21 protein-coding genes and 3 pseudogenes are annotated in these 20,888 nt (G+C 64.7%); 11 read left to right on the top strand and 13 right to left on the bottom strand.

All coding sequences use genetic code 11. The features are described 5' to 3' along the window. Positions 1-125: 125 nt before the first annotated feature. From F1735_RS28300 to F1735_RS28290, 3 genes are read right to left on the bottom strand one after another with little or no spacing between them, the layout of a single operon-like run. Positions 126-308: a hypothetical protein gene (locus tag F1735_RS28300; RefSeq protein ID WP_167240033.1), complete on the bottom strand. Its 183-nt coding sequence runs from the start codon at positions 306-308 to the stop codon at positions 126-128. After that, the gene (locus F1735_RS28295; RefSeq protein WP_167240032.1) at positions 305-838 is read right to left on the bottom strand and encodes a hypothetical protein; all 534 of its coding nucleotides are present in this window, start codon (positions 836-838) and stop codon (positions 305-307) included. The genes F1735_RS28300 and F1735_RS28295 overlap by 4 nt, the downstream gene beginning before the upstream one ends. Then, a complete protein-coding gene (locus F1735_RS28290; RefSeq protein WP_167240031.1) occupies positions 835-1,653 on the bottom strand; it encodes a DUF2345 domain-containing protein in 819 nt (272 codons plus the stop codon). Before F1735_RS28290 ends, F1735_RS28295 begins: the two co-directional genes overlap by 4 nt. A gap of 13 nt (positions 1,654-1,666) precedes the next feature. On the opposite strand from F1735_RS28290, the gene F1735_RS28285 reads away from it, so the two are divergent. Beyond that, complete coding sequence (locus F1735_RS28285; protein WP_167240030.1) at positions 1,667-2,254, top strand: DUF2345 domain-containing protein; 588 nt, start codon at positions 1,667-1,669, stop codon at positions 2,252-2,254. A gap of 278 nt (positions 2,255-2,532) precedes the next feature. Here F1735_RS28285 and F1735_RS28280 read toward each other — a convergent pair whose 3' ends face one another. Both F1735_RS28280 and F1735_RS28275 read right to left on the bottom strand, forming a co-directional pair. Beyond that, positions 2,533-3,288 carry a hypothetical protein gene (locus tag F1735_RS28280; protein ID WP_167240029.1) on the bottom strand — a complete coding sequence of 252 codons (756 nt, stop codon included), beginning with the start codon at positions 3,286-3,288 and terminating at the stop codon, positions 2,533-2,535. Between the two features lie 108 nt (positions 3,289-3,396). Next, positions 3,397-4,014 (bottom strand): LON peptidase substrate-binding domain-containing protein, encoded by a 618-nt coding sequence (locus F1735_RS28275; protein WP_167240028.1) that lies wholly within the window; start codon positions 4,012-4,014, stop codon positions 3,397-3,399. Between the two features lie 337 nt (positions 4,015-4,351). Here F1735_RS28275 and F1735_RS28270 point away from each other — a divergent pair, with 337 nt between their 5' ends. Further along, positions 4,352-6,076: a hypothetical protein gene (locus tag F1735_RS28270; RefSeq protein WP_167240027.1), complete on the top strand. Its 1,725-nt coding sequence runs from the start codon at positions 4,352-4,354 to the stop codon at positions 6,074-6,076. Here the strand turns inward: F1735_RS28270 and F1735_RS28265 are convergent. Then, positions 6,051-6,518 carry a hypothetical protein gene (locus tag F1735_RS28265; protein WP_166889720.1) on the bottom strand — a complete coding sequence of 156 codons (468 nt, stop codon included), beginning with the start codon at positions 6,516-6,518 and terminating at the stop codon, positions 6,051-6,053. The genes F1735_RS28270 and F1735_RS28265 overlap by 26 nt on opposite strands. A 37-nt stretch (positions 6,519-6,555) precedes the next feature. Beyond that, positions 6,556-6,735: a DUF6726 family protein gene (locus tag F1735_RS28260; RefSeq protein WP_167240026.1), complete on the bottom strand. Its 180-nt coding sequence runs from the start codon at positions 6,733-6,735 to the stop codon at positions 6,556-6,558. Between the two features lie 140 nt (positions 6,736-6,875). On the opposite strand from F1735_RS28260, the gene F1735_RS28255 reads away from it, so the two are divergent. Together F1735_RS28255 and trpS are read left to right on the top strand one after the other, a co-directional pair. After that, complete coding sequence (locus F1735_RS28255; protein ID WP_167240025.1) at positions 6,876-7,586, top strand: aspartate/glutamate racemase family protein; 711 nt, start codon at positions 6,876-6,878, stop codon at positions 7,584-7,586. Positions 7,587-7,825: 239 nt separating this feature from the next. Further along, positions 7,826-8,845 carry a tryptophan--tRNA ligase gene (gene trpS, locus F1735_RS28250; RefSeq protein ID WP_167240024.1) on the top strand — a complete coding sequence of 340 codons (1,020 nt, stop codon included), beginning with the start codon at positions 7,826-7,828 and terminating at the stop codon, positions 8,843-8,845. A gap of 24 nt (positions 8,846-8,869) precedes the next feature. Here the strand turns inward: trpS and F1735_RS28245 are convergent, their stop codons facing one another. Continuing rightward, positions 8,870-9,514 carry a substrate-binding periplasmic protein gene (locus tag F1735_RS28245; RefSeq protein WP_229506009.1) on the bottom strand — a complete coding sequence of 215 codons (645 nt, stop codon included), beginning with the start codon at positions 9,512-9,514 and terminating at the stop codon, positions 8,870-8,872. Beyond that, positions 9,465-9,872, bottom strand: a complete 408-nt coding sequence (locus F1735_RS36890) for a hypothetical protein (protein ID WP_229506008.1) — start codon at positions 9,870-9,872, stop codon at positions 9,465-9,467. Before F1735_RS36890 ends, F1735_RS28245 begins: the two co-directional genes overlap by 50 nt. A 117-nt stretch (positions 9,873-9,989) precedes the next feature. Here F1735_RS36890 and F1735_RS35840 point away from each other — a divergent pair. The 4 genes and pseudogenes from F1735_RS35840 to F1735_RS28230 all read left to right on the top strand — a co-directional run. Further along, positions 9,990-10,364 (top strand): annotated as a pseudogene (locus F1735_RS35840) (alpha/beta fold hydrolase); the annotation flags it as partial. After that, positions 10,363-10,962 (top strand): annotated as a pseudogene (locus F1735_RS28240) (catalase); the annotation flags it as partial. The pseudogenes F1735_RS35840 and F1735_RS28240, both read left to right, overlap by 2 nt. A gap of 189 nt (positions 10,963-11,151) precedes the next feature. Then, a complete protein-coding gene (locus F1735_RS28235; protein ID WP_167240022.1) occupies positions 11,152-11,931 on the top strand; it encodes a hypothetical protein in 780 nt (259 codons plus the stop codon). Positions 11,932-12,014: 83 nt separating this feature from the next. After that, positions 12,015-12,425 carry a YbaN family protein gene (locus F1735_RS28230; protein WP_167240021.1) on the top strand — a complete coding sequence of 137 codons (411 nt, stop codon included), beginning with the start codon at positions 12,015-12,017 and terminating at the stop codon, positions 12,423-12,425. Between the two features lie 56 nt (positions 12,426-12,481). Here F1735_RS28230 and F1735_RS28225 read toward each other — a convergent pair whose 3' ends face one another. Continuing rightward, positions 12,482-13,192, bottom strand: a complete 711-nt coding sequence (locus F1735_RS28225) for a GAF domain-containing protein (protein WP_229506007.1) — start codon at positions 13,190-13,192, stop codon at positions 12,482-12,484. A 295-nt stretch (positions 13,193-13,487) separates the two neighbouring features. Between F1735_RS28225 and F1735_RS28220 the strand changes: the two genes are divergently transcribed. Beyond that, positions 13,488-15,029: a methyl-accepting chemotaxis protein gene (locus F1735_RS28220; RefSeq protein WP_167240019.1), complete on the top strand. Its 1,542-nt coding sequence runs from the start codon at positions 13,488-13,490 to the stop codon at positions 15,027-15,029. Between the two features lie 87 nt (positions 15,030-15,116). Here the strand turns inward: F1735_RS28220 and F1735_RS28215 are convergent, their stop codons facing one another. Together F1735_RS28215 and F1735_RS28210 are read right to left on the bottom strand one after the other, a co-directional pair. Continuing rightward, a complete protein-coding gene (locus tag F1735_RS28215; protein ID WP_167240018.1) occupies positions 15,117-15,497 on the bottom strand; it encodes a translational machinery protein in 381 nt (126 codons plus the stop codon). A 260-nt stretch (positions 15,498-15,757) separates the two neighbouring features. After that, the gene (locus tag F1735_RS28210) at positions 15,758-17,308 is read right to left on the bottom strand and encodes a flavin monoamine oxidase family protein (protein ID WP_167240017.1); all 1,551 of its coding nucleotides are present in this window, start codon (positions 17,306-17,308) and stop codon (positions 15,758-15,760) included. Positions 17,309-17,538: 230 nt separating this feature from the next. Here F1735_RS28210 and F1735_RS28205 point away from each other — a divergent pair, with 230 nt between their 5' ends. Both F1735_RS28205 and F1735_RS28200 read left to right on the top strand, forming a co-directional pair. Continuing rightward, positions 17,539-20,274 (top strand): type VI secretion system Vgr family protein, encoded by a 2,736-nt coding sequence (locus tag F1735_RS28205; protein WP_167240016.1) that lies wholly within the window; start codon positions 17,539-17,541, stop codon positions 20,272-20,274. Positions 20,275-20,281: 7 nt separating this feature from the next. Next, entirely contained in the window at positions 20,282-20,773 is a 492-nt protein-coding gene (locus F1735_RS28200) for a T6SS effector phospholipase Tle3 domain-containing protein (RefSeq protein WP_167240015.1), read from the top strand. Here F1735_RS28200 and F1735_RS28195 read toward each other — a convergent pair. Then, positions 20,770-20,888, bottom strand: a pseudogene (locus tag F1735_RS28195) (IS1595 family transposase); the annotation flags it as partial. The gene F1735_RS28200 and the pseudogene F1735_RS28195 sit on opposite strands and share 4 nt — an antisense overlap.

The raw sequence follows: 20,888 nt of genomic DNA, 5'->3' as shown, positions 1-20,888 counted from the left end.
TCGGTCGCCGCCCATATGCGCAATGCTGCCTCATCAAGGCGACTAGAAAGGGCCAGATATTTTTCTTCTATCGTCAAGATTTCACTCATGTACCAACGATAATCGAATCATTGAAATTGTTCAAGTTATTTTTGCTTAAATCCATAGTGTGCAATATCGCGATTGTGCATGCCGCGCTTGCGTCCATCTTCGATGATGATGTCGACCACCTTTTGCTGCACCTCCGGTGGCACTTCCCAACCGTTGCGGCCGGTTCCCGACAATGGCTTCGATGAATCGAGCGGGTCTTTATAGTGGGTTTTACTCATTGGTTCACGGCGGTATCATAGGCAGCATCGCGTGTGATATTGCGAATGGATATTTGCTCACTGTCATCCCACTTGCGTTCGTGCGCGAGGATCGCACGCTTTTCCTGTGCACCGACCAGCCAGCGTCGACCATCCTGTTTCCAGCGGCCGTCGAGGCCGAACAGCACGCTGCGCTCGCACTCGCGACAATTGCCACGATTGCCCATCGCTCCGGATAGGTAGATCTTGTCGCCGGCCGTTACGCAGCTCATGGACAGTAGGAGCAGCGGCACCTCCCCAGTGTCACGCTGTCGCTCCAGCAGGTTGCGCTTCAAGGCCCGGCGACCGGGACGCTCGATATGCAGTGTTTGCCGGCTGCATAAGCCATTGCGCTGTAACATGGCATCCGGATCATATGTTTCCTGGCAAAACGCGCGCACGGTAATGCGTGCATCAGCGCAAGCAAGCTCGGTTTTATACCAGTGCATTTCATCGGTTGCGGCGCCTGCGGCGCTGCACAGCAGGCCCATGGCCAAAATGACGCTCTTCATTCTTCTCCGCCTTCATTGAACCAATCGTTCACTTCATCCTCGTCCACCTTGTTGCGGTGGAATTTCTCATTCGTGTCGAAGGTAATCTTGATGTCTTCAGGCTCCGACGTGGGCACCACCTGCGTAAAGCCATCCTGATCGGTCATTCCGAACACCACCTTGCCGTCCTCGTGACGCTTGCGGTACAGCCGACCGGTATGCGGCTCCCCGGTGATTTTGTCTTCGACCTTGAAATGCGCCGCATACAACTTCTCGCGCGGCAGATCGGGATAGTTGTATGTCGCCGAGCCGGAACCGGTCAAGTCCTTGAAGCCGGCCAGGAAGGTAATCGTGCCCGGACCGTGCAAATCGATATTATCCCCTTTCAGGCGCATAAACGCCCCGGCTGCGGTCATCAGCACGCCATCGCTGCCCGCGACCGTGACGGTAGCGTCGATGCTGGCAACCGTGATAGTCCCGGCGGCCGTCAGACGGGTTTCGTCCGACTGGCTCTGTGAACTGAACTTGCCGCTGGCGCTGTGCAAAGCGATCCCGGTTTCCTGATGCGGCTTGCCGGAGTTGCTCAATTTTCCATAGGTGAACATGCTGATGCCGGTCCGTACTGCCATCGATGCATTGCCGCGCACGGCCATGTTGAGGTCATGCCCGGCACTCATCGCACTCGTCCCGACGGCATGGACAATGGCGTTGGCGGGCGTGGTGACAGCGATACCGGCAGGCGCCGACAGCTGGATCTGCTGTTCGCTGTAGGCCTGCGCCGCGCCCTGGCCGCCGCGATCGCCGTAACCCGAGCCGCGCGCCGCAGCATCGATCACGGCGGTCTCCGGGATGGTCAGTCATGCCAGTCTGAGTGCAGCGAGGCGTAGCGCCGAAAACAAAGAAACAGCAGCGGTGGCGGACACGCTTCCGCACAGCACAGATCCCGTCATTGCAGTCGCTGCGCAAGGGGGACTGGGCCTGAATGCGCGTCAACATGTGCAGATGGCAAATGGCGAGAGCATTGCTTTGATGACAGGAATGGATAGCCAATTCGTGACGGGCGGCCAGGTGCGGGTGCACAGCGGTCAGGCCATCGGCCTGCTGGGCGGGGCAGTCAAGCCGGGAGACGATGCGCTGGGCATGCAGGTGATTGCAGGCAAGGGCGCCATCGATATCCAAGCGCAGGCGGACGTGCTCAAGGTGCAGGCACGCGATGAAATCAATCTGATCAGTGCGCACGCGCAGATCGACTGGGCGTCGCCGACTCGGATCAGCCTGACAACCGGTGGCGGGGCGAACATCACGATAGAAGGTGGCGACATCACGGTACAGTGCCCGGGGACGATTACTGTACGCGCGGGCATTAAAGATTTTACCGGTCCCGGTGGGATGAGTTACCCCATGCCTAAGCTGCCGCGCGGATTGACCTCGTATTAGCCGTCGCTACGGTTTTTCGAGGTCCCCAGTAGAGTAAATTCTTCATTGAACTTGCGCGCCACGCGGACACTGAGGCGCCGGTGGTGCGCCAGCGCATCAGAATTGCCAAATGGATACGATCCCACCTCAATCCCGTGATCGTATCCAAGTTGCAAATCATACCGCAGGGGCCAATTTTTCTGGTGCCCCCTGTGGAAATGAATTGTTACGGAAATTTGCGCACGAACTGACGAGCAGATGCATTTCCCCCCCACGACTCGACAAGCTTGTTGCCGCCCTCAGCGCTTCCAGCCGCGGTCGCGCGCGGCGCGTTCCGCGAGCGGGTCGAGCGGCTCGTCGGCGCGGCGCGCGATCGCGCTGGCGAGCGCCTGCGGCATGCCCTCGCCGGGGCTGCGGTACTCGCCCGGCGCGCCGTCCATGCTGGCGAACAGGTCGATCTGCCAGCCGCCGCCATCGACGCGGCAGGCCAGCCCGCCGCCGTTGGCAACCCGGAAATTGCGGCAGTAAGCACCTTCTTTGGACAAGTAACTGCGGGCGATCCGCACCGGGGCGTCGGCCGCCGGGACGCCCGACAATTGCTGGGCCAGCGCCAGCGCCAGCGCGCCGCGCGCCATCATGGCCGCGCCGTCGCCGTCGGCCAGCGCCAGCGGGACCGGCTGGAGCGCGTAGCCGAGGCCGGCGCCGGCCAGTAGCGCGGCCGACAGCATGCCGCCCAGCCTGGCCCAGGCCGGCCACGACCAGATCTGCGGCGTGTCGTCGGCCACCGGCGCGGGGGTGCCGACCACGCGCGCGGCGCGCACCGCGTGCAGGTGTACCACCTTGGCCGAGCGCGGCGCCTGCGGCTGGCGCTGGGCCGCGCCGTCGGCCCCGCCCGGCCCGAAACCGGCAAAGGCGTTGCTGTGCTGGGTCAGGAGCAGGCGTATCCGGGCCGCCAGCAGCGGGTCCTCGCGCACGGCCGCCTCGACCGCCTGGCGCGTGTCCTCGCCCAGCGCGCCGTCGGCATAGGCCTTCAGGATTTCATCGGAAAAGCTCATACTGCCATCCTCGTCTGATCGGGCGCCCGTGCGGCAGGGGCAAAAGTCGCTTCCTGCTATCTTATCATTGCGCCATGGCCGCGCAAGAGGCGGATTCCGGAACACGGTTCAGGCTGTGATCAGGCCATGTTCATCTAGCATATCGTGCAACAATTCGAGCCGGATGACCGGGTTATCCAGCATCAGCAAGCGGTATTTCTGGTCGTTCGGCAGCGGCAGCAGGTCGCACCAGCGGTTGGCGACCCAGCCGCAGTCGTCCAGGCGGAACGGCGGCAGCACCGGCCAGCGCTGTTCGGGCACCTCGTCGAGCGAGGCCAGCACGCGGTCGAGCGCGTCAGCCGCGCCCTGCAGCTCGGACGGCACCGGCACCGGGTGGTCGTCTTCGAGCAGTTCGGTCTCGGCCATCCACAAGCCGTTCGGGCGGCGCTCGCTGGCCAGGATGCGAAAGCGCGCGCCGCCGCGGCAACTGAGCTGCATCAGCCCGGGCGCGCTCATGGCGCTGTCGTACACCGAGGCCAGGGTGCCGGCCGGGTGAAAGCGCTCCAGCCCCTCGGGCGTGCGCACCTCGTGGCCCTCGGTCAGCAGCACCACGCCGAACGGAGTGCCGCTGGCGATGCACTTGCCCACCATGTCGAGGTAGCGCACTTCGAAAATCTGCAAAGGCAGCACGCCGTCCGGAAACAGGACCGTACCGAGAGGAAACAGAGGGAAAGAGAGGGTCGCCATCACCCCATGATGCCAGAATCCGGGCCGGCAGCGAAGCACGATTGTCCGGCCGCGTGCTGGCGCGTGTGTATCGCCATTTTACTTTTTTTACATCAAGCAACCCCTTTTTGGGGCCGCTTCCGTTACATTCCATGTCCCGCCAATGCGCAATAGTCGCTGCGGGAAAACAACAACAGGGGACCGCGAAAAACCGTAGCGAGCGGTGCAAGTTTCGTCCGAGAAGCGCAGCCGTACGAAGGTACGGTGAGCATCGCAGGACGAAAATTGCACCGCGCAGTAGGTTTTTCGAGGTCCCCAACAAGACACAAGAAAAGACAACTACCAGGAGAGCCACCCCATGTCGCACCTTTTCGCGGCCGGCCTGGCGTTGCTGCTGCTCGCGGGCTGCCAGCAGCGCGCCAGCGAGCCGGCGCCACCGAAAACCCTGCACGCGTTCGAGGACGACGCGCAGCTGGAGGCGTTTTTCAAGGACCAGCCGGCAGCGGCCGCGCCGCTGCAAGCGGACCCACCGCTGGCGGCCGACAGCGCCCTCGCCGCCGAGCACGGGCGGCACCTGGTGCTGCTGCGCCACGGACGCCTGCATACCGTCGAGATCGGCAAAGACCAGCTCAAGCCGGTCGTGGCGGTCGATGCCTTCGCGCCCGGCGCCGCCGCCATGAGCCGCCATGACGCGCTGATCGTGTCGGATGACACGGTGGCGCTGATCGGTTACAGCGATCCCGAGCGCAGCACCGGGATCAAGCTGTTCGACATCGACGCCGGCGGCCGCCTGGCGTTTCGCGCCAGCTACCTGCTGCGCGCCGGCGATGGCGGCGCGCCGGGCACGCTCGCCGTCAGCCAGGTCGACAGCAAGCTGGTGCTGTACGCGGCGCGCGCGCCCGAGGCGCCCGGCGCCGACCCGCTGGCCGCGCTGCCGGCGCTGCGCGCGGGGGCCGGGCCGTTCCAGCGCATCGCCCCGGCCAGCCGCGTGTACCGCCTCGACGCCGCCGTCGACAGCGGCCTGACCTTGCACAGCGTCACCGTGTGCGACCTGGCCACGCGCGCGCTGCGCTGCGACGCCAGCGTGCTGCTGGCGCCGCGCGCGCGCGCCTTTTACATGGCGCCGCAAGCGCTGTACGTCTGGACGCTGCCGTACGCGGGCGACGCCGGCGCCGGCCTGGTGCGCATGCCGCTCAACGGCGGCGCCCCAGGCGCGCTGCGCGTTGCCGGCGCGCCGTACGACCAGTTCTCTTTCCACGAAAGCGCGGACGCCCACCTGAACGTGCTGGTGGGCGCGGACGGGGCCACCCGTTCCTGGCGCGGCCAGGCCGGCGCCAACGCCCTGGCCTTGCTGCGCTTGCCGCTGCAAGCGTTTTCCGACGGCAGCGAGCGCGCGCCCATGGCCAGCTACAAGGACTTGCCCGATTTTTCCTCGGCGCCGATGCGCAACCGCTTTATCGGCCCGTGGCTGGTGTATGGCGGCGCGGCCAGCACGGCCGATGGGCGCGCGCCGCTGTTCGCGCTGCGCTGGGATGGCAGCGGCGGCTTGCAGCGCCTGCAACTGGCGCACCCGGTCGAGCGCATCGCGGCCATGGGCGTCGATGCGGTGGTGGCCGGCCAGGCGCGCAGCGCGCTGCACCTGAGCAGCATCAGGCTGGGGCCGGGGCCGGACCAGCAAGCCACCGTGGCCAACACCTACGTCCATCCAAACGCGCGGGAGACGCCGGCGCGCGTCCAGGAGCCGTATTACGCTGCCCAGCGGCCCGGCCAGGGCACGCTGAGCCTGGCGATCGTGGAAGCCGCAGAGCCGGATCGCAGCGAGGATGCGGTAGCCGATGCGGTGGCCGACCCCGCCTCGGTGCTGTACCTGCGCAACACCGCGCTCAAGCTGCGCGAGCTGGGCGCGCTCAAGACCGGGCACGACGCCCCCGGCGACGCCGCTGTGTGGTACGGCAACGCCCGCCCGCTGTTCGTGCAGGGACGCCTGTTTGCGCTGCTGGGCGATGAATTGGTGGAAGGCAAGCTGAAAAACGGCCGCCTGCGCGAAGCGCGGCGGATTAACTACGCTCCGGCGGCCCCTTGATCGCGTAAGCGCGCAGCGCCTGTTCGAGCGCGTACAGGCGCCAGCGCAGGCGGTCCGGTCCGGGATTCGGATGGATGCTCACGAGCACCGTCAGTTCGCCGCTGACGCGGGCGCTGCACGGCAGTTGCAATTCGGTGGCGCGCTCGAAGGGCAGGCGAAATTCCTGGCCCGGCATCAGGCGCAGGCCGCCAACCTGGTGCGGCACGCTGTCGCTGTTCCTGAGCAGCAGCACGTCGCGCAAACCCACGGTCAGGCGCACCACCGGCGGCAGCACCTCGGCCTTGTCGCCGGCGCGGCGGCGTTCGGCGGCGTGTTCGGGAATGTCGAGCAAGAAATCGCGGCTGCCGGGGCGGATCGGCGCCATCGCGGCCCAGACCAGCGACAGCAGGAACGCGGCGAGCAGGAGCGAAGCGAGCCAGTGGCGGCGCAGGTGCTGTTCCATGCTCAACGGCCCGCCGGCGGGCGCGCCCGGCGCAGCGTCAAGGATCGATCACCGCGGCGCAGGCGTCGGTCGGCAGCGCCGCCACATGCCCGACCACGGGAACCATCTTGATCACGGCCGAACCGACGCGGCAAGGCGCCGCCATCACGCCGCAACCGCTCAGCACGGCAGGCAGCAGGACGATGGTAGCGATACGGCAAACCAGGCGGGCATTCATCGTGACATCCAGGGAAAGTGAGGGTGAGAAAGAATTGTAAATGGCGCGCTACAATGGCGACAACCATTTAGAGGTAACAAAACGTTTGTGCGCCACATCGTGCGCCACATTGTGCGCCACACAGTGATAGGATGAAGTCGATGAATTCCACCATCCGTGAGCTACATATCGGCATCGTCGCCTGCTCGGCCGAGGGGGCGGCGCTGTGCTACCGCACCATCTGCCACGAGGGCGCGCGCCAGCTCGGCCCCTACGAGCATCCGCAACTGACCATGCATTCGCATGCGCTGGCCGCCTACATGCGCTGCATCGATGCCGACGACTGGGCGGGCGTGGGCGAACTGATGCTCTCATCGGCGCACAAGCTGGCCAGCGCCGGCGCCGATTTCCTGATCTGCCCCGACAACACGATTCACCAGGCGCTGGCGCCGATCCTGGCGCGCTCGCCCCTGCCGTGGCTGCACATCGCCGACGTGGTGGCCGACGAAGCGCAGGCGCTCGGCTACAAGCGCATCGGCCTGACCGGCACGCGCTGGCTGGTCGAGAGCGAAGTCTACCCCGAACGCTTCGCCGCCCACGGCCTGGCCACGGTGCGTCCCGGCCTGGCGGCGCGCATGGAAATCAACCGCATCATCATGGACGAGCTGGTCAACGGCGACTGCAAGCCGGCGGCGATCGCCTATTTCCAAAAAACCATCGCGCGCATGAAAGATGGCGGTTGCGACGCGGTCGTGCTGGGCTGCACGGAAATTCCGCTGATTATGAACAACGGCAATTCGCCCCTGCCCACGCTCGACTCGACCCGGCTGCTGGCGCGCGCCGCGCTGCGTCATGCGATCGGGCAAGAATGACAGGCGGCCCGCGCGGCCCGGCCTGCGCGGCCCGACCCGACAGATTGACACGACCGCTTAAAACTGCGACGATACGAGCATGACAACGTTTAACTCACATGCCCGGTATTTGAATTGGTGGCTGCGCTGACATCGCGCGGCGCTTGCACCATCATGTGTTTTCCATGAACGCCGCCTCGATTGGGCGGCGTTTTTCATGAGCGTTTTCCGATAGGGGCACCCACCCAAGGACTATCGAAATGTCTTCACCCGCATCGACCGCAGCACCCATCATCCTGACCGGCGACCGTCCGACCGGCCCGCTGCACCTCGGCCACTACGTCGGCAGCCTGCGCAACCGCGTTACGTACCAGCGCGATTACCGCCAGTTCATCATGCTGGCCGACGCCCAGGCGCTGACCGACAATATGGACGACCCGGCCAAGGTCCAGCGCAACGTCATCGAAGTCGCGCTCGACTACCTGGCGACCGGGATCGACCCGGCCCAGTCGACCATTTTGATCCAGTCGCAGATTCCCGAACTGGCCGAACTGACCTTTTACTACCTGAACCTGGTCACGGTGGCGCGCCTCGAGCGCAACCCGACCGTCAAGGAAGAAATCCGCCTGCGCGGCTTCGAGCGCGACATCCCGGCGGGATTCTTGACCTATCCGGCCAGCCAGGCGGCCGACATCACCGCCTTCAAGGCGGTGCTGGTGCCGGTGGGCGAAGACCAGGTGCCGATGATCGAGCAAACCAATGAAATCGTGCGCCGCTTTAACCGCATCGTCAATAAGGACGTGCTGGTCGAAGCCAAGGCGCTGGTGCCGGAAATCGGCCGCCTGCCGGGCATCGACGGCAAGGCCAAGATGAGCAAGTCGCTCGGCAACACCATCAACCTGTCGGCCAGCGCCGACGAAGTGCGCGCCGCCGTCAAGAAGGTCTACACCGACCCGCTGCACCTGCGCGTGGCCGATCCCGGGCATATCGAAGGCAATATCGCGTTCGCCTACCTGGACGCCTTCGATCCGGAAAAAGATGCCTTGGCCGAGATGAAGGCGCACTACCAGCGCGGCGGCCTGGCCGACAGCATCGTCAAGGCGCGCCTGGAAGCGTGCCTGCAAGAGTTCCTGGCGCCGATCCGCGCGCGCCGCGCCGAGCTGGAAAAGGACCGTGGCCACGTGATGCAGATCCTCAAGGAGGGCACCGCGCGCGCGCGCGAAGTGGCGGCGCAAACGGCCGATGAAGTCAAGCGCGCGATGGGCCTGAGCTACTTCTGAGTTACTTTTAGGCTGCTGCCGCCCTCAGCGGTAGCGCCCCAGGATGGCGTCCACGCTGCCATCGTCGATCAGGCCGTTGATGGCCTGGTTGACCTGCCCGAACGGCACCCCGGCCTTTTTCGAGAACGCGCACTGCGCCTTGAACGAGGCGAACACCAGGTCCTGGCGCAGCTTCAGGGCAGGGTTGGTGCGCATCTGGTAGGCCAGCGTGGCCTGCCCGATCACGGTATGGAGCACCTTGCCGGCCATCAGTTTGCGTAAATTCTCTTCCATGGTGGCCGATTCGCTGCGCTGGAAGCGCAATCCCAGCACTTGCTCGACCCGCGGATAGCGGTAACCGGCCACCGTGCCGACCGGGCGGTCGCGCAGGTCGGCCAGCGAGCGCACCGGCGGCGCATCCTGCTGCGAGGCGACCACTTCGGCATCGGCAATGAACGGACGGCTCCAGTCATATTGCCCGTCGATCCAGAAGGGGCGCACATAACAGATCCCATCGGCCATGCCGGCAGCGAGCGCGTCGCTCACTTGCTCGCTGGCCACGCTGACGTAGACGACGCCGCGTCCGAGCCGGTGCCCGATGGCGTCGCCGAGGTCCTTCAAGATGCCGCCGCTGAGCTTGTTATGTTGAAACTGGGCCAGCGGCATGTTCTGGTTCAAGGGCGCGATCATGACCAGGTCCGGGGCAGCGGCGGACGCGAGCGGCGCGCAGAGCGGGACAGTCAGTGCGAAGAGGCAGGCGGATCGCTTGAACATGGGGGGCCAGGTGGTCGGTCGGTGCGTCCAATGTACCATCGGCATCACGCCCGCACGCATCATCCTGATGCAATTTAGCAATATTTATCGCATAGAAGCGGCGAATATGCCACAAGCGCTCCAGCGCCAGCAACAGCAGGCAGGCGGGGCCGGCAACATACGTCAGCGAGGATTGCACGATGCTCACGCTCAGGAACGTGGTCGGGAGTGCGCTCAGGATATCGCGCAGCATGAAGGCGAGCACCAGCGCGCCGAACAGGTAGCCGGCCAGCACCCAGCGCGCGGCGCGCCCGCGATCAGGGTGCCCCAGGTCGAGGCGCCCGCCCAGTAATACTTGCCGGTCGCATTGCGCGCGACGTTGAACACGGCGCCAATCATCGCCTGCCACAACATGGACCTGGCGGCCATCCCTCTTTCCGGTGATGCGCCCGCGCGCGCATCGCCCTATCCTGCCGCGGCGGGCGCATCCCGCGCTTGCCAACCATCCCACGGAGAACCAGCGATAAGCACATTCACAAGCAGCGACGGCGTCGAACTCTATTACAAGGACTGGGGCCACGGCCAGCCAATCGTGTTCTGTCACGGTTGGCCGCTCAATGCGGACAGTTGGGAGTCGCAGATGATCTTCCTGGCCGGCCATGGCTAGCGCTGGATCGCCCACGACCGGCGCGGCCACGGCCGTTCGAGCCAGCCGTGGGACGGCAACGACATGGACCACTACGCCGACGACCTGGCCCAGTTGCTCGACAAGCTCGACGTCAAGGATCGATGTGGGCGTGCTGGAGCTGAAGCGCAACGCCGAGAATTACTTTGCCGATGTGGAACAGGCGGCATTTGCGCCCGCCAACGTGGTGCCGGGCGTGAGTTTTTCGCCGGACAAGATGCTGCAATCGCGCCTGTTCTCGTATGGCGACGCGCAGCGCTAACGGCTCGGCGTGAACCACCACCAGATCCCGGTCAACGCGCCGCGCTGCCCGGTACACAGCTACCACCGCGACGGCGCCATGCGGATCGACGGCAACCACGGCGCCAGCATCGGCTATGAACCGAACTCCAAAGGGCAGTGGCGGCAGCAGCCCGGTTTTTCCGAGCCGCCGCTGGCCATCGACGGCGCCGCCGCGCACTGGGACCACCGGGTCGACGACGATTACTACAGCCAGCCGGGCGCCCTGTTCCGCCTGATGACGCCGGCCCAGCAGCAGATTTTGATGGACAACACGGCGCGCTCGCTGGGCGGCGCGTCGCGCGCGGTGCAGGAACGGCATAGCGCCAACTGCGCCCGGGCCGATGCCGCCTACGGCGCCGGGGTGGCGGCGGCGTTGGCACGCGCGGTGACGGCGACGACGCCGAACAAGGTGCAGTAACGACATGCGCATGATCTGAACAGCAAGGGCGCCGCGTCGCCCTTGCGAGGCAAGCTTGTCAGGTACACCATCGCGGCGCGACGTTTTGCCCCCGATTGTCTCAATCGCGCCACGCCGCTATGTGCTTCTTCCGCGCCAGGCGCCAAATGGCATACACTACGCGTTTCCTCTAAGCATCAATATTTTCGGATGAGCTACATCTTGAAAGTGGTGGTCCCGCCAGTGCCTTCCGACAATCTGTCAGTCCGGGGGTTTGCCAACACGCTCGCGCATACCTCGATGGACTTGCCGCCGTCGGCGCGCCTGCTGCAGTTTTACGAGGCCATCACGGCGCGCTATCCGTGCGCCTCAAGCGGCGCCTACAGCCGCGCCAGCGCGGCGGCCTGTCCGTGGGGCGATACCCCGCTGCTCGACTGCCTGACCGGCGACATCGGCGTGCTCACCCTGTCATACAAGAACATCGAGGTGCTCTCGTTCGTGCTGCGCCGCGCCGGCGCGCTGTCGCTGACGGTGATCGACACCCAGGCCGGCCTGGTGTACCGTCCGGCGCGCTTTCGGGTGGTGCTCACCAGCATCCAAAAAAACGTGAATACGAGCACCATGCTCGACAAGCTGGCGCCGCTGCTCACATGCACGCGCGAACAGGCGCTGGCGATGCTGGGGTCGCCGAACGCCGTCGTGCGCAGCCGGCTCGACCATATGACGGCGCAGCGCCTGGTCGCCACCATGCACCTGCTCGGCTGCAACTGCAGCGTCGAGAAAGAACCATCGCGCTCGGCGCAGAAAGCGGCGGCCAAGGCGGCCATCGCGCCGCCGGCGCCACGCGCTGCGGCCCCGCGCGCGCGCGTGGCGGCGCCGTCGGGCTTTGCGCTGGCGTACAAGTCGGTGCTGAACCGGGCCGTATGCTTCATGCAAGGGCTGTTCGAACGCCTCTGGGAACGCATGACGGCCACGCGCCCGTATTCTTAGCGCGCCGGCCAAGTGGTAGGATGCGCGCTCGCGCACGCTTCGACAGCGGCCGCGCCCTCCTCCACGGCAACCCGGGACGTCACATGAAACTGCTGCTGAACATCATCGGTTGCCTTGCCGTGCTGCTGGGCATCCTCGGCATTTTCCTGCCGCTGTTGCCGACCACCCCCTTCCTGCTGCTGGCCTCGGCGTGCTTCGTGCGCGGCTCGCCGCGCCTGCATGGCTGGCTGCTGGGGAACAAAGTCTTTGGCAAATACCTGAGCGATTTCGAGCAAGGGCGCGGCATCCCGCGCCGCGCCAAGCTCACCATCATCGTGCTGATGTGGGCGTCGCTGGCGTACTCGATGCTGCGCCTGCAGCGCACCGGCCTGACCGTGCTGCTGCTCTGTATCGGCACCGGCGTGAGCGTCTACCTGCTGCGCTATGTGCCCACCGGCGCGCCGCGTGTCGCGCGCCAGGAGCGGCCCGGCCAGGACGAACCGGGCCAGGACTAGCACCTGCCCGGCGGCGCCGTACACGCCGGATGCAACGCAAAGCTTAAGCGGGTTCGCTAGCCGCGCGGCGGCGTGTTCAGTTCGCGCATGGCCATGTTGGCCAAGTCTTCCAACCCCTGCAGTTCGCGGCTCTTGAGCCGGCGCGGCTCGCGGTCGATCACGCACAGCGTACCGAGCGCCAGGTCATTGGCACCGACTAAAGGAAACGCCGCGTAAAAGCGGATCTCGGGCGCGCCCGTCACCAGCCGGTTATGGCGAAAGCGCGGGTCCTGCAAGGCGTCTTCGACGATGAACGGCTCACGCTGCAGGATGGCGTGCGTGCAGAACGCCCATTCACGCGGCGTCTCGGCCGCTTTCAAACCTACCCGTGCCTTGAACCACTGGCGCTGCGCCGTCAGCAAGGTAATGAGCGCGATCGGGCAATCGGTCACCAGCGAGGCCAGGCGCACGATGCGGTCGAAGCGCTCCTCGGGGGCCGACGGCACCAGTTGCAGCGCCGCCAGCGCGGCCAGGCGCGCCTGCTCCTGGCGCGGCACCGGATACGGCGGGTCGGCCAGCAGGGTGAATTCGGACGCCAGCGGCGCGGCGCGGCTGACCTGCGCCGTGGCGGCGAACGGGGCCGGCCGGGTCATGCGCAGCACCGAACTCATCAACGCGCGGCGATGTCCGCCCGGCGTCTTCCACGAGGCGATCGCCCCGCTTTCCATCCACAGCTGCACCGTACTGGTGGCCACCCCCAGAAGGCGGGCGGCGTCGCTGGTGGTCATGACGGGATCGGAGCTCGCTATTGGTGGGCCAGACATGCTTAATTGCCTTGAAGAAAAATGCAGTGTAAGGCCCAACGCTCATTTACCCAAGCGCGTATTGATCGGAATTGACGAGCGTTGCGCAACATTCCTCAAATTAACGATCAATCGGCATTATCGTCAAATATTTATTGATTCGTAGAAATTTTTAGTTCAAAATATCAACAGATTCAGCAATTTTCGCGTGCTCACACTGTTGCCTGCTTGAGCGACGCCATCGATTCCCGACCGCTCGACCTTCTTCACCTTCTCCACCATGAAAATTGCTACCAAACTCTACAGCGCCTTTGCCTTGATGCTCTTCATCACCTTGGGACTGGCCATCTTTGCTGTCGTACAAATGCACAGCGTCGAAAATGATGTTGCCAGTCTCAACAAGGTGACCGCCGAGCAACTCGATCCGCTGTACGTGGCGCGCGAAGCGCTGGACCAGACCGGCATCGCCGCGCGCAATGCCTTCATCTTCGTGGACAACGGCGCCGCCACCAAAGAGCTCGACATCGTCGACCAGCAGAAGGCGCTCTACCTGGACGCGCTGGCACGGCTCGATAGCGTGTTCGGCGCCGATGCCGACTTCGCCAAGGTCAAGGCGGGCTTGCAGGCGATGGCGAAGGAGCTCGAACGCCCGCGCCAGTACCGCGCCAAAGCCGAGATGGAGGCCTTCGGCCAGTTCCTGGTCAACGAGTGCAGCCCGCTGCGGCGCCAGATCGTGGCCGACATCGCCGTCCTGTTGAAACAGGTCCAGGCGCGGAGCAACGCGGCCAGCGAGCAGGCCAGCCGCCGGGCGGCCAGCGCGACGCTCTGGATCGGCGCGCTGAGCATCCTGGCGGTGCTGGTATGCACCAGCGTCAGCTTCCTGATCGTGCGCGGCCTGCTGCGCCAGCTCGGCGGCGAACCGGCATATGCCACCGAAGTGGCGCAGCGCATCGCCGAGGGCCAGTTGCAGCATGCGGTGAATGTGCAGTCGGCCATCCCATCGAGCCTGGTGTTTGCGATCAAGACCATGCGCGACAGCCTGAGCGGGATCGTCACGCAGGTGCGGCAGGGCACCGAATCGATGGCACTGGCATCGAGCGAAATCGCGGCCGGCAATATCGACCTGTCCAGCCGCACCGAGCACCAGGCCTCGGCGCTGGCCGACGTGGCGGCCTCGATGACCCAGCTGGTCGGCTCGGTCGAACGCAATGCCGGGTACGCGGCCAGCGCCGGCAAACTGGTACGGGCGGCCTCGGAAGTATCGGTGCGCGGCGGCGAAGCGGTCGATGGGGTGGTGGCGACAATGGGCGTGATCAATGCCTCCTCGCGCAAGATCGTGGACATTATTGCGGTGATCGACGGGATTGCGTTCCAGACCAATATCCTGGCGCTGAACGCCGCCGTGGAGGCGGCCCGGGCCGGCGAACAAGGGCGCGGCTTCGCGGTCGTGGCAACCGAAGTGCGCAACCTCGCGCAGCGCTCGGCGGCGGCGGCCAAGGAAGTCAAATTGCTGATCGACGATTCGGTGGCCAAGGTCGGCACCGGCACCATCCTGGTCGAGCAAGCGGGCAACACCATGCGCGAAGTGGTCGCGGGAGTGCAGCGCGTAAGCCAGATCATGGACGATATTTCATCGGCCACGCGCGAGCAGAGCGCCGACATCGGCAGCGTCGACCAGGCCATCGTCAAGCTCGACGAAATGACCTTGCAGAACGCGGCGCTGGTGGAACAGGCGGCGGCGGCGGCCCAGTCGCTGCAGAACCAGGCGGCCCAGTTGGCCGACGTGGTGCGCGTGTTCAAGCTCGACGCGGCGCACGCCTGAGTTGCCCGACCTTGGGCGCACGTAAAAAAACCGGGAGTGCCCGCTAACGGCGCTCCCGGTTTTTACGTCATGCCCAATGCGCCATGCTTAATGCATGATGCCTTCTTTGACAAAATACTTGCGCGCGAAGGCGAGCAGTTGGCCATCGTTCGGATGGTCGACCGTTTCCACGCTGACGACCTTGGCGGCGATGGCGGCGTGCTGCTTTTCCAGGTGCTTGATGAAAACCAGCTTTTCCTGGCCCGGGCCGACGATCAGGATTTCCTGGGCGGCTTCGATGGCGGCGGCGATCTCGTTCAGGTACTCGGGATTTTTTTCCGATTCGACGCTGGCATCGACGCCGGCTTTTTTATGCTGCGAATGGACGGAGGCGGTCTTGATGACTTCCGACTCGGCGGCATCGCGCGTGAAATGGATGACGTGAGCTTCGGCCTGGTCGAGCCAGACGACGACGTGATTGAATGACATGGTGTATTCCTTGATAAAGCGTGATCGTGCGCGGACGGCGGCCGGGAATGCAAGGCGCGACGCTAAAAGACGGCGCGGCTCTTGAGGCCGCGCCTTAAACGGAAAATGCACCGGCTGGGGGCCGGGCATTGCAATCGAATGAAGCCATTGTGCCCGCAGCGAGCGAGGCCGTCCGTTCGGAAGCGCACGTAGCCGGGATGACAATCTTTTGGCGCAGTGCTGCACATGCGCCATTAGCACCCCGGCTGGCTGCCGTTCTCTCAGTGGCCCATGTCGGTATGGCTGCTGCGCCCCTGCAAAATCGCCTCCAGCGCCAGCTCGGAACTGTTCAGCGCCCCTTCCACAAACCCCTGGTAATCCGAATACGCTTCGCCGACGATGTGGACGTTTTTCGCGCCGCTGCCGAAATCGAAGGCCTTGAAGGCATCCATCACTTTCCATGAGCGCACGCCCGGCTGCCAGCCGTGGTTGGCGGCCCCATACGGTGCCCGAGCCCAATCGCGGATGCCATAGGTGATGATCGAATTCTTGATGTAAGCCGTGGCCTGGGCCAGGGTCTGGTCGCGAAACACCGCCTTCGAGTGGTCGTTGAGCTTGAGGTGCGATTCGTTCGTTTCCAGCAGGCGCTTGACGTCGCGCGCGACGAACAGGGCGAAAGCGTCGACGATGCGCGCATCCTGGTCGACTTCGGCGCGGTCGTGCTTGTCCGGCTCGCTCAGGTAATGGCGCCAGAACTCGGTCGAAGGGCGGTCCATGTACAGCAGCACCATGCCGTGGCCGTCAAGATCGCGCCCCTGCGGACGGCGGAAGTAATGCACTTCGCGGGTCGGCAGGCAGTTCGCGTACTGCTGCGGCGGCTGGTCGTAATCCCACCAGGGCGCATTGCTGACGAAGAAAATCTTCAGCATCGGAAAGCCGTTGACGGCATCCAGATGGGTGGCGATGTGCTCCGGCAGATGCTGCGCCAGCTTGATCAGCGGCATGCGCGGCAATGCCAGGATCAGGCGCGCCGCCGGCAGCTTGATGGTGTCGTTCTTGGTGCGCACGTCCAGCTCCATGCTGGCCTGGCCCAGGCCGGTTGGACGGAAACCGAGCAGGGTGTGGCCGCCGGCCAGGGTGATGTTGGGCAAGCTGTGGATCTTGGCCATCAGGCCATCGGTCAGCTTGGCCGAGCCGCCGGCGATGCTGGCCAGCTTCTGGCCCACGGTTTTCAAGGCGCGCAGCCACCAGATGATCCATTCGATCGCGTTCAGGTTCTCGGGAATCATGTGATAGAAGGTGCCGGTGTCGCGCAGCTTGACCAGCGCCCGGTGGCTGAGGATGCCCTGGCCCGACATCACGTTCCAGAAACCGGTGGCCCACAGCGGATGGCCGTGCAGTTGCGCGTGGCGGCGCAGGCGGTTGTAGTCGGCTTCGGTCAAGCCATCGATCCAGGCCTGGTCGGCCGGGTCGCGCCCCATCACCAGCATGATGCCGCGCTTGAGCAGTTGCAACGAGTTCAAGCCCTGTTCTTCGGGCGGCAGCTGGCTGTCGGGTACGCTGATTTCGTCGGCCGAGGGGCCGGAAAAATCGACCAGGCCCACGCCCAGTTCGGCGCACAGCTGGGCGAAGCGCGGCTGCAGGGTCGGTTCGAAACGCATCGGGCCGTATTCGGCGATGAAGCCGTCCATGTCCTCGGTTTCGATGCGCCCGCCCCAGCGGTCGGACGAGGCTTCCAGGATCAGCACCTGGTGCCCGGCTTCGGCCAGGCGGATGGCGCAGTACAGGCCGGAAACGCCGCCGCCGGCGATGACGATTTGTTGTTCAGACATGGGAACCATTCACGCGGATGTTGTGCCTTTGGCACCGAGGGCGCGATTGTGCCATGTAATTGATGAGCTTGGCAGAGGTGGAGAGGCGGTTACCCGGCAGGGTTCGAGTGCTGTTGTAGTTTGGCATCACCCGATCACGTATTGCGATTGAGCAATGTTTGTAGTGCGTTGCGCTTGCATAGTGGACAGGATGAGTCGCCCGTTCGCCTCTCTCTTCCCGGAGTGCATGCATGATTGCCAGTCCCCTGCCCGCCGCTTTCCTCAGCGAAGCGAACCGTCCGATCCGTCTGCGGCTGTGCGGCGGCAACGGCGTACTCGACGACAAATTGCTCGTCAAACATGTGAGTGGCACAGAAACGATGTGCGGCGGGATCGAGTACTGCCTGCTGTGCGTGGCCACGCAGACTGGCATGGCGCTCAAACAGTTCATTGCCAATCCGGTCGAACTCCAGTTCGTCACCGCCAGCGGCGGCTTGCGCTCGGTGTGCGGCATCGTCGCCGGTGCGGCCGAAGGCCAGAGCGATGGTGGGCTGGCGACCTATCAGTTAATCGTGCGCGACGCGTTTTCGCTGCTCGACAAAACCTGCAACACCCGTGTTTTTCGCAACGCCAGTGAAGTCGACATCACCAACGTGATCCTGCGCGAATGGCGCCAGTCCAACCCGATCGCGGCGCGCGCATTCGAATTCGACCTCGGCCATCTGAACAGCTATCCGGCACGCGAATTCACGATGCAGTACAACGAATCGAACGCCGCGTTCTTGCGCCGCTTGTGGAAACGGCGCGGCATCGCCTGGTTCATCGAGCCCGGCAAATCGAGCGAACGAGGCAGCGACGACACGCCGGTCCACACGCTGGTGCTGTTCGACGACGCCATGGCCTTGAAAAAGAATGCCGCCTGCACGGTCCGCTACCACCGCGACGCGGCGACCGAAACGAGCGACACCATCACCGCCTGGCACGCCGTGCGCAGCCTGACGGCGGGGACGGTGAGCCGGCGCAGTTGGGACTACGCGCAAGCATGGTCGATGGCCAGCCAGGAGCGCTGTGCCAACGACCAGGGCATGCTTGGCAACCAGTTCGCCGCCAGCCTCGACGACTATCTGATCGACGTGCCGCACGCGGGTGACAACGCCGGCGACTATCGCAGCCTGGCCGCGCTGCGCATGCAGCGTCACGAGTACGACGCCAAGTTCTTCCAGGGCGAAGGCAGCGAACGCAATATGTGCGTCGGCCAATGGAACAGCGTCACCGGGCATCCGGAGCTGGCCTCGCACGCAGCCCATGAATGCGAATTCGTGGTCACGGAACTGCGCGTGCAAGCCCAGAACAACTTGCCCAAGGATCTTGACGAACGGGTGCGACGGCTGTTCGCGCTCAATCACTGGCGCAGCGACAGCGACGCTCTGGAACAAGCCAGCGCCGAACGCGATGTGCGCTACACCAACCGCTTTACCTGCGTGCGGCGCGGCATCCCGATCGTCCCTGCCTACGATCCGCGCATCGACCTGCCGCGTACCGAAGCGCAAAGCGTGACCGTGGTCGGGCCGCCAGGTGAAGAAATCCATTGCGATGCGATGGGGCGCGTCAAGATACGCTTTGCCAGTTGCCGCGTGGAAGACCACGCGCACGCGCAAGGCGCCGGGGCGTCCGACAGCGGGCGCGATTCGGCCTGGGTGCGCGTGGCCAGCGGCTGGGCCAGCGCGCACTATGGCGCCATCTCGCTGCCGCGCGCGGGCGATGAAGTCATTTGCGTCTTTCTCGGCGGCGACCCGGACAAGCCGCTCATCATGGGCCGCGTGCATGGTGGCGATACGCCGCCGCCCGCGTTCAGCCACACCAGCCGGCTCCCGGGCGAGCGCTGCCTGTCTGGCATCGTGAGCAAGGAAGTCCATGCGCAGCGCTACAACCAGCTGCGCATGGATGACACGCCGGGGCAGATCAGCGCCCAGCTCGAGAGCGAACACGGACGCAGCCAGCTCAACCTGGGGTATCTGACCCATCCGCGCTGTAACGGCGCCGCCGGGCCGCGCGGCGAAGGCTTCGAGCTTGCCACCAACGACAGCGGCGCCATTCGCAGCGCCAAGTCGCTGCTGATCTCGGCGTGGAAACGGCTCGATGCCTGCGCCGGTCAGCTAAGCAGCGAGGAACATCTGGGCCTGATGCAGGATTGTCTCGACCTGTTCAAGTCGCTGGGACAATACGCGGCAGAACACCAGGCGCTGGAACTCGACCCGGCGCCGCAGCAGGAACTCAAGGACGACCTCGACGCGGCGGCCGGCGGCAGCAATACGGCGCCGCAACAGCCGGGCGGCAAGCCCACCTTGAGCATGACGGCGCCGGCCGGACTGGCGTTGAGTACGCCGAAAACGCTGGTCAGCTACGCCGGCGTCAATGTCGATACGGTGGCGCAGCAGCACATGCAACTGACCAGCGGCCAGCGTTTCAACCTGAACGCGGGCAAGGGAATATCGCTGTTTTCGCATCGGGAGGGGATCACGCAGATTGCCCATCACGGCAAGTTCCTCATGCAAAGCCAGCACGACGACATGCTTGCCGATTCGGCCAAGGACATCAAGGTCACCGCCGGGAAACGGGTGATCGTCATGGCGGAAGATGAAATCACCTTGATGGTCGGCGGCGGCGCCTATCTGACCCTGAAAGGCGGCAATGTGGAGATCGGCGGGCCGGGGCCGATCGACATCAACACCAACGGCCATCACTGGAATGGCCCCGCCAGCGCCACGCCGGTCCTGCCCTCGTTCAGCGACGGCGAGTTCGGCCGCATTCCACGCCTGCTGCGCCCCACCGACGGCAAACCGGTCGAAGGCATGAAGCTGCATGTCGAGCGATCGGACGACGGCCCGCTGTCCGGCAAAAGCAATGCCGCTGGCGAAGGCGACAAGATCACCAGCGACCGCTTGCAACTGCTGACCGCCACGTTTTTCCGCTCGGATTCTGAATGAGGACATCATGAACGCAGCTTCCAACCCGGAACAAGCGCAGGGCGCAACGGCGGCCTGCAGCCCGCTCGATGAACCCGATGCCCTGATGGTGGGCGTCAATTGCGGCATTTCCCTGCTTAACTCCAAGCACCTCGATGTGCTGATGCAGTTACCGCTGCCTGGCATCATCATCTTCGTCCATGGCGTCAATTCCGACGGCGAATGGTATGAGCAGGCTGAGGATGGATTATGCAAGGGACTGAACGACCGGCTCAAGCGGCGCAATGAACACATGGCTTATCCGACCCCGGCCGGCGGGCAGCTGAGCCCGGTGCGGTATCGCGCGGAACTGACGGAGGATGGATTTCTCAATCCGGACTGTTCGGCGAAATCGTTCATTTCAGAGGACGAGCATTTTTCTCCGGTGATCCGGTTCCGCTGGGGTTACAAAGCCAGTTCCGAAGATCTGCAGCAATACGGCGACGGACTGTATCTCAATGAAAAAAACTATGGTGATTAGCGCTGATCTTCAGCTAACCGACACCACGCTTCGGTTCGGTTGCCCGTGGCGACAGCAGCGTACAAGAGGCGCGTCAAGATGGTCGACAAATCGAAGCGCCGGTTAAATCGATACT

This window comes from Massilia genomosp. 1 (assembly GCF_011682185.1).
GTDB lineage: Bacteria > Pseudomonadota > Gammaproteobacteria > Burkholderiales > Burkholderiaceae_D > Telluria_A > Telluria_A rubra.
The sequence above is the reverse complement of the archived record's forward strand: the minus strand, read 5'-3'. Positions and strand labels throughout refer to the sequence as shown.

Coding starts and splice junctions, on each gene's coding strand:
- F1735_RS28270 (WP_167240027.1), top strand. CDS start 4,352: ATGTCGCACCTTTTCGCGGCCGGCCTGGCGTTGCTGCTGCTCGCGGGC.
- F1735_RS28225 (WP_229506007.1), bottom strand. CDS start 13,192: ATGACCACCAGCGACGCCGCCCGCCTTCTGGGGGTGGCCACCAGTACG.
- F1735_RS28210 (WP_167240017.1), bottom strand. CDS start 17,308: ATGTCTGAACAACAAATCGTCATCGCCGGCGGCGGCGTTTCCGGCCTG.
- trpS (WP_167240024.1), top strand. CDS start 7,826: ATGTCTTCACCCGCATCGACCGCAGCACCCATCATCCTGACCGGCGAC.
- F1735_RS28200 (WP_167240015.1), top strand. CDS start 20,282: ATGAACGCAGCTTCCAACCCGGAACAAGCGCAGGGCGCAACGGCGGCC.
- F1735_RS28235 (WP_167240022.1), top strand. CDS start 11,152: ATGAGCTACATCTTGAAAGTGGTGGTCCCGCCAGTGCCTTCCGACAAT.
- F1735_RS28295 (WP_167240032.1), bottom strand. CDS start 838: ATGAAGAGCGTCATTTTGGCCATGGGCCTGCTGTGCAGCGCCGCAGGC.
- F1735_RS28300 (WP_167240033.1), bottom strand. CDS start 308: ATGAGTAAAACCCACTATAAAGACCCGCTCGATTCATCGAAGCCATTG.
- F1735_RS28285 (WP_167240030.1), top strand. CDS start 1,667: ATGGTCAGTCATGCCAGTCTGAGTGCAGCGAGGCGTAGCGCCGAAAAC.
- F1735_RS28260 (WP_167240026.1), bottom strand. CDS start 6,735: ATGAATGCCCGCCTGGTTTGCCGTATCGCTACCATCGTCCTGCTGCCT.
- F1735_RS28280 (WP_167240029.1), bottom strand. CDS start 3,288: ATGAGCTTTTCCGATGAAATCCTGAAGGCCTATGCCGACGGCGCGCTG.
- F1735_RS28245 (WP_229506009.1), bottom strand. CDS start 9,514: ATGATCGCGCCCTTGAACCAGAACATGCCGCTGGCCCAGTTTCAACAT.
- F1735_RS28230 (WP_167240021.1), top strand. CDS start 12,015: ATGAAACTGCTGCTGAACATCATCGGTTGCCTTGCCGTGCTGCTGGGC.
- F1735_RS28265 (WP_166889720.1), bottom strand. CDS start 6,518: ATGGAACAGCACCTGCGCCGCCACTGGCTCGCTTCGCTCCTGCTCGCC.
- F1735_RS28255 (WP_167240025.1), top strand. CDS start 6,876: ATGAATTCCACCATCCGTGAGCTACATATCGGCATCGTCGCCTGCTCG.
- F1735_RS28215 (WP_167240018.1), bottom strand. CDS start 15,497: ATGTCATTCAATCACGTCGTCGTCTGGCTCGACCAGGCCGAAGCTCAC.
- F1735_RS28220 (WP_167240019.1), top strand. CDS start 13,488: ATGAAAATTGCTACCAAACTCTACAGCGCCTTTGCCTTGATGCTCTTC.
- F1735_RS28275 (WP_167240028.1), bottom strand. CDS start 4,014: ATGGCGACCCTCTCTTTCCCTCTGTTTCCTCTCGGTACGGTCCTGTTT.
- F1735_RS28205 (WP_167240016.1), top strand. CDS start 17,539: ATGATTGCCAGTCCCCTGCCCGCCGCTTTCCTCAGCGAAGCGAACCGT.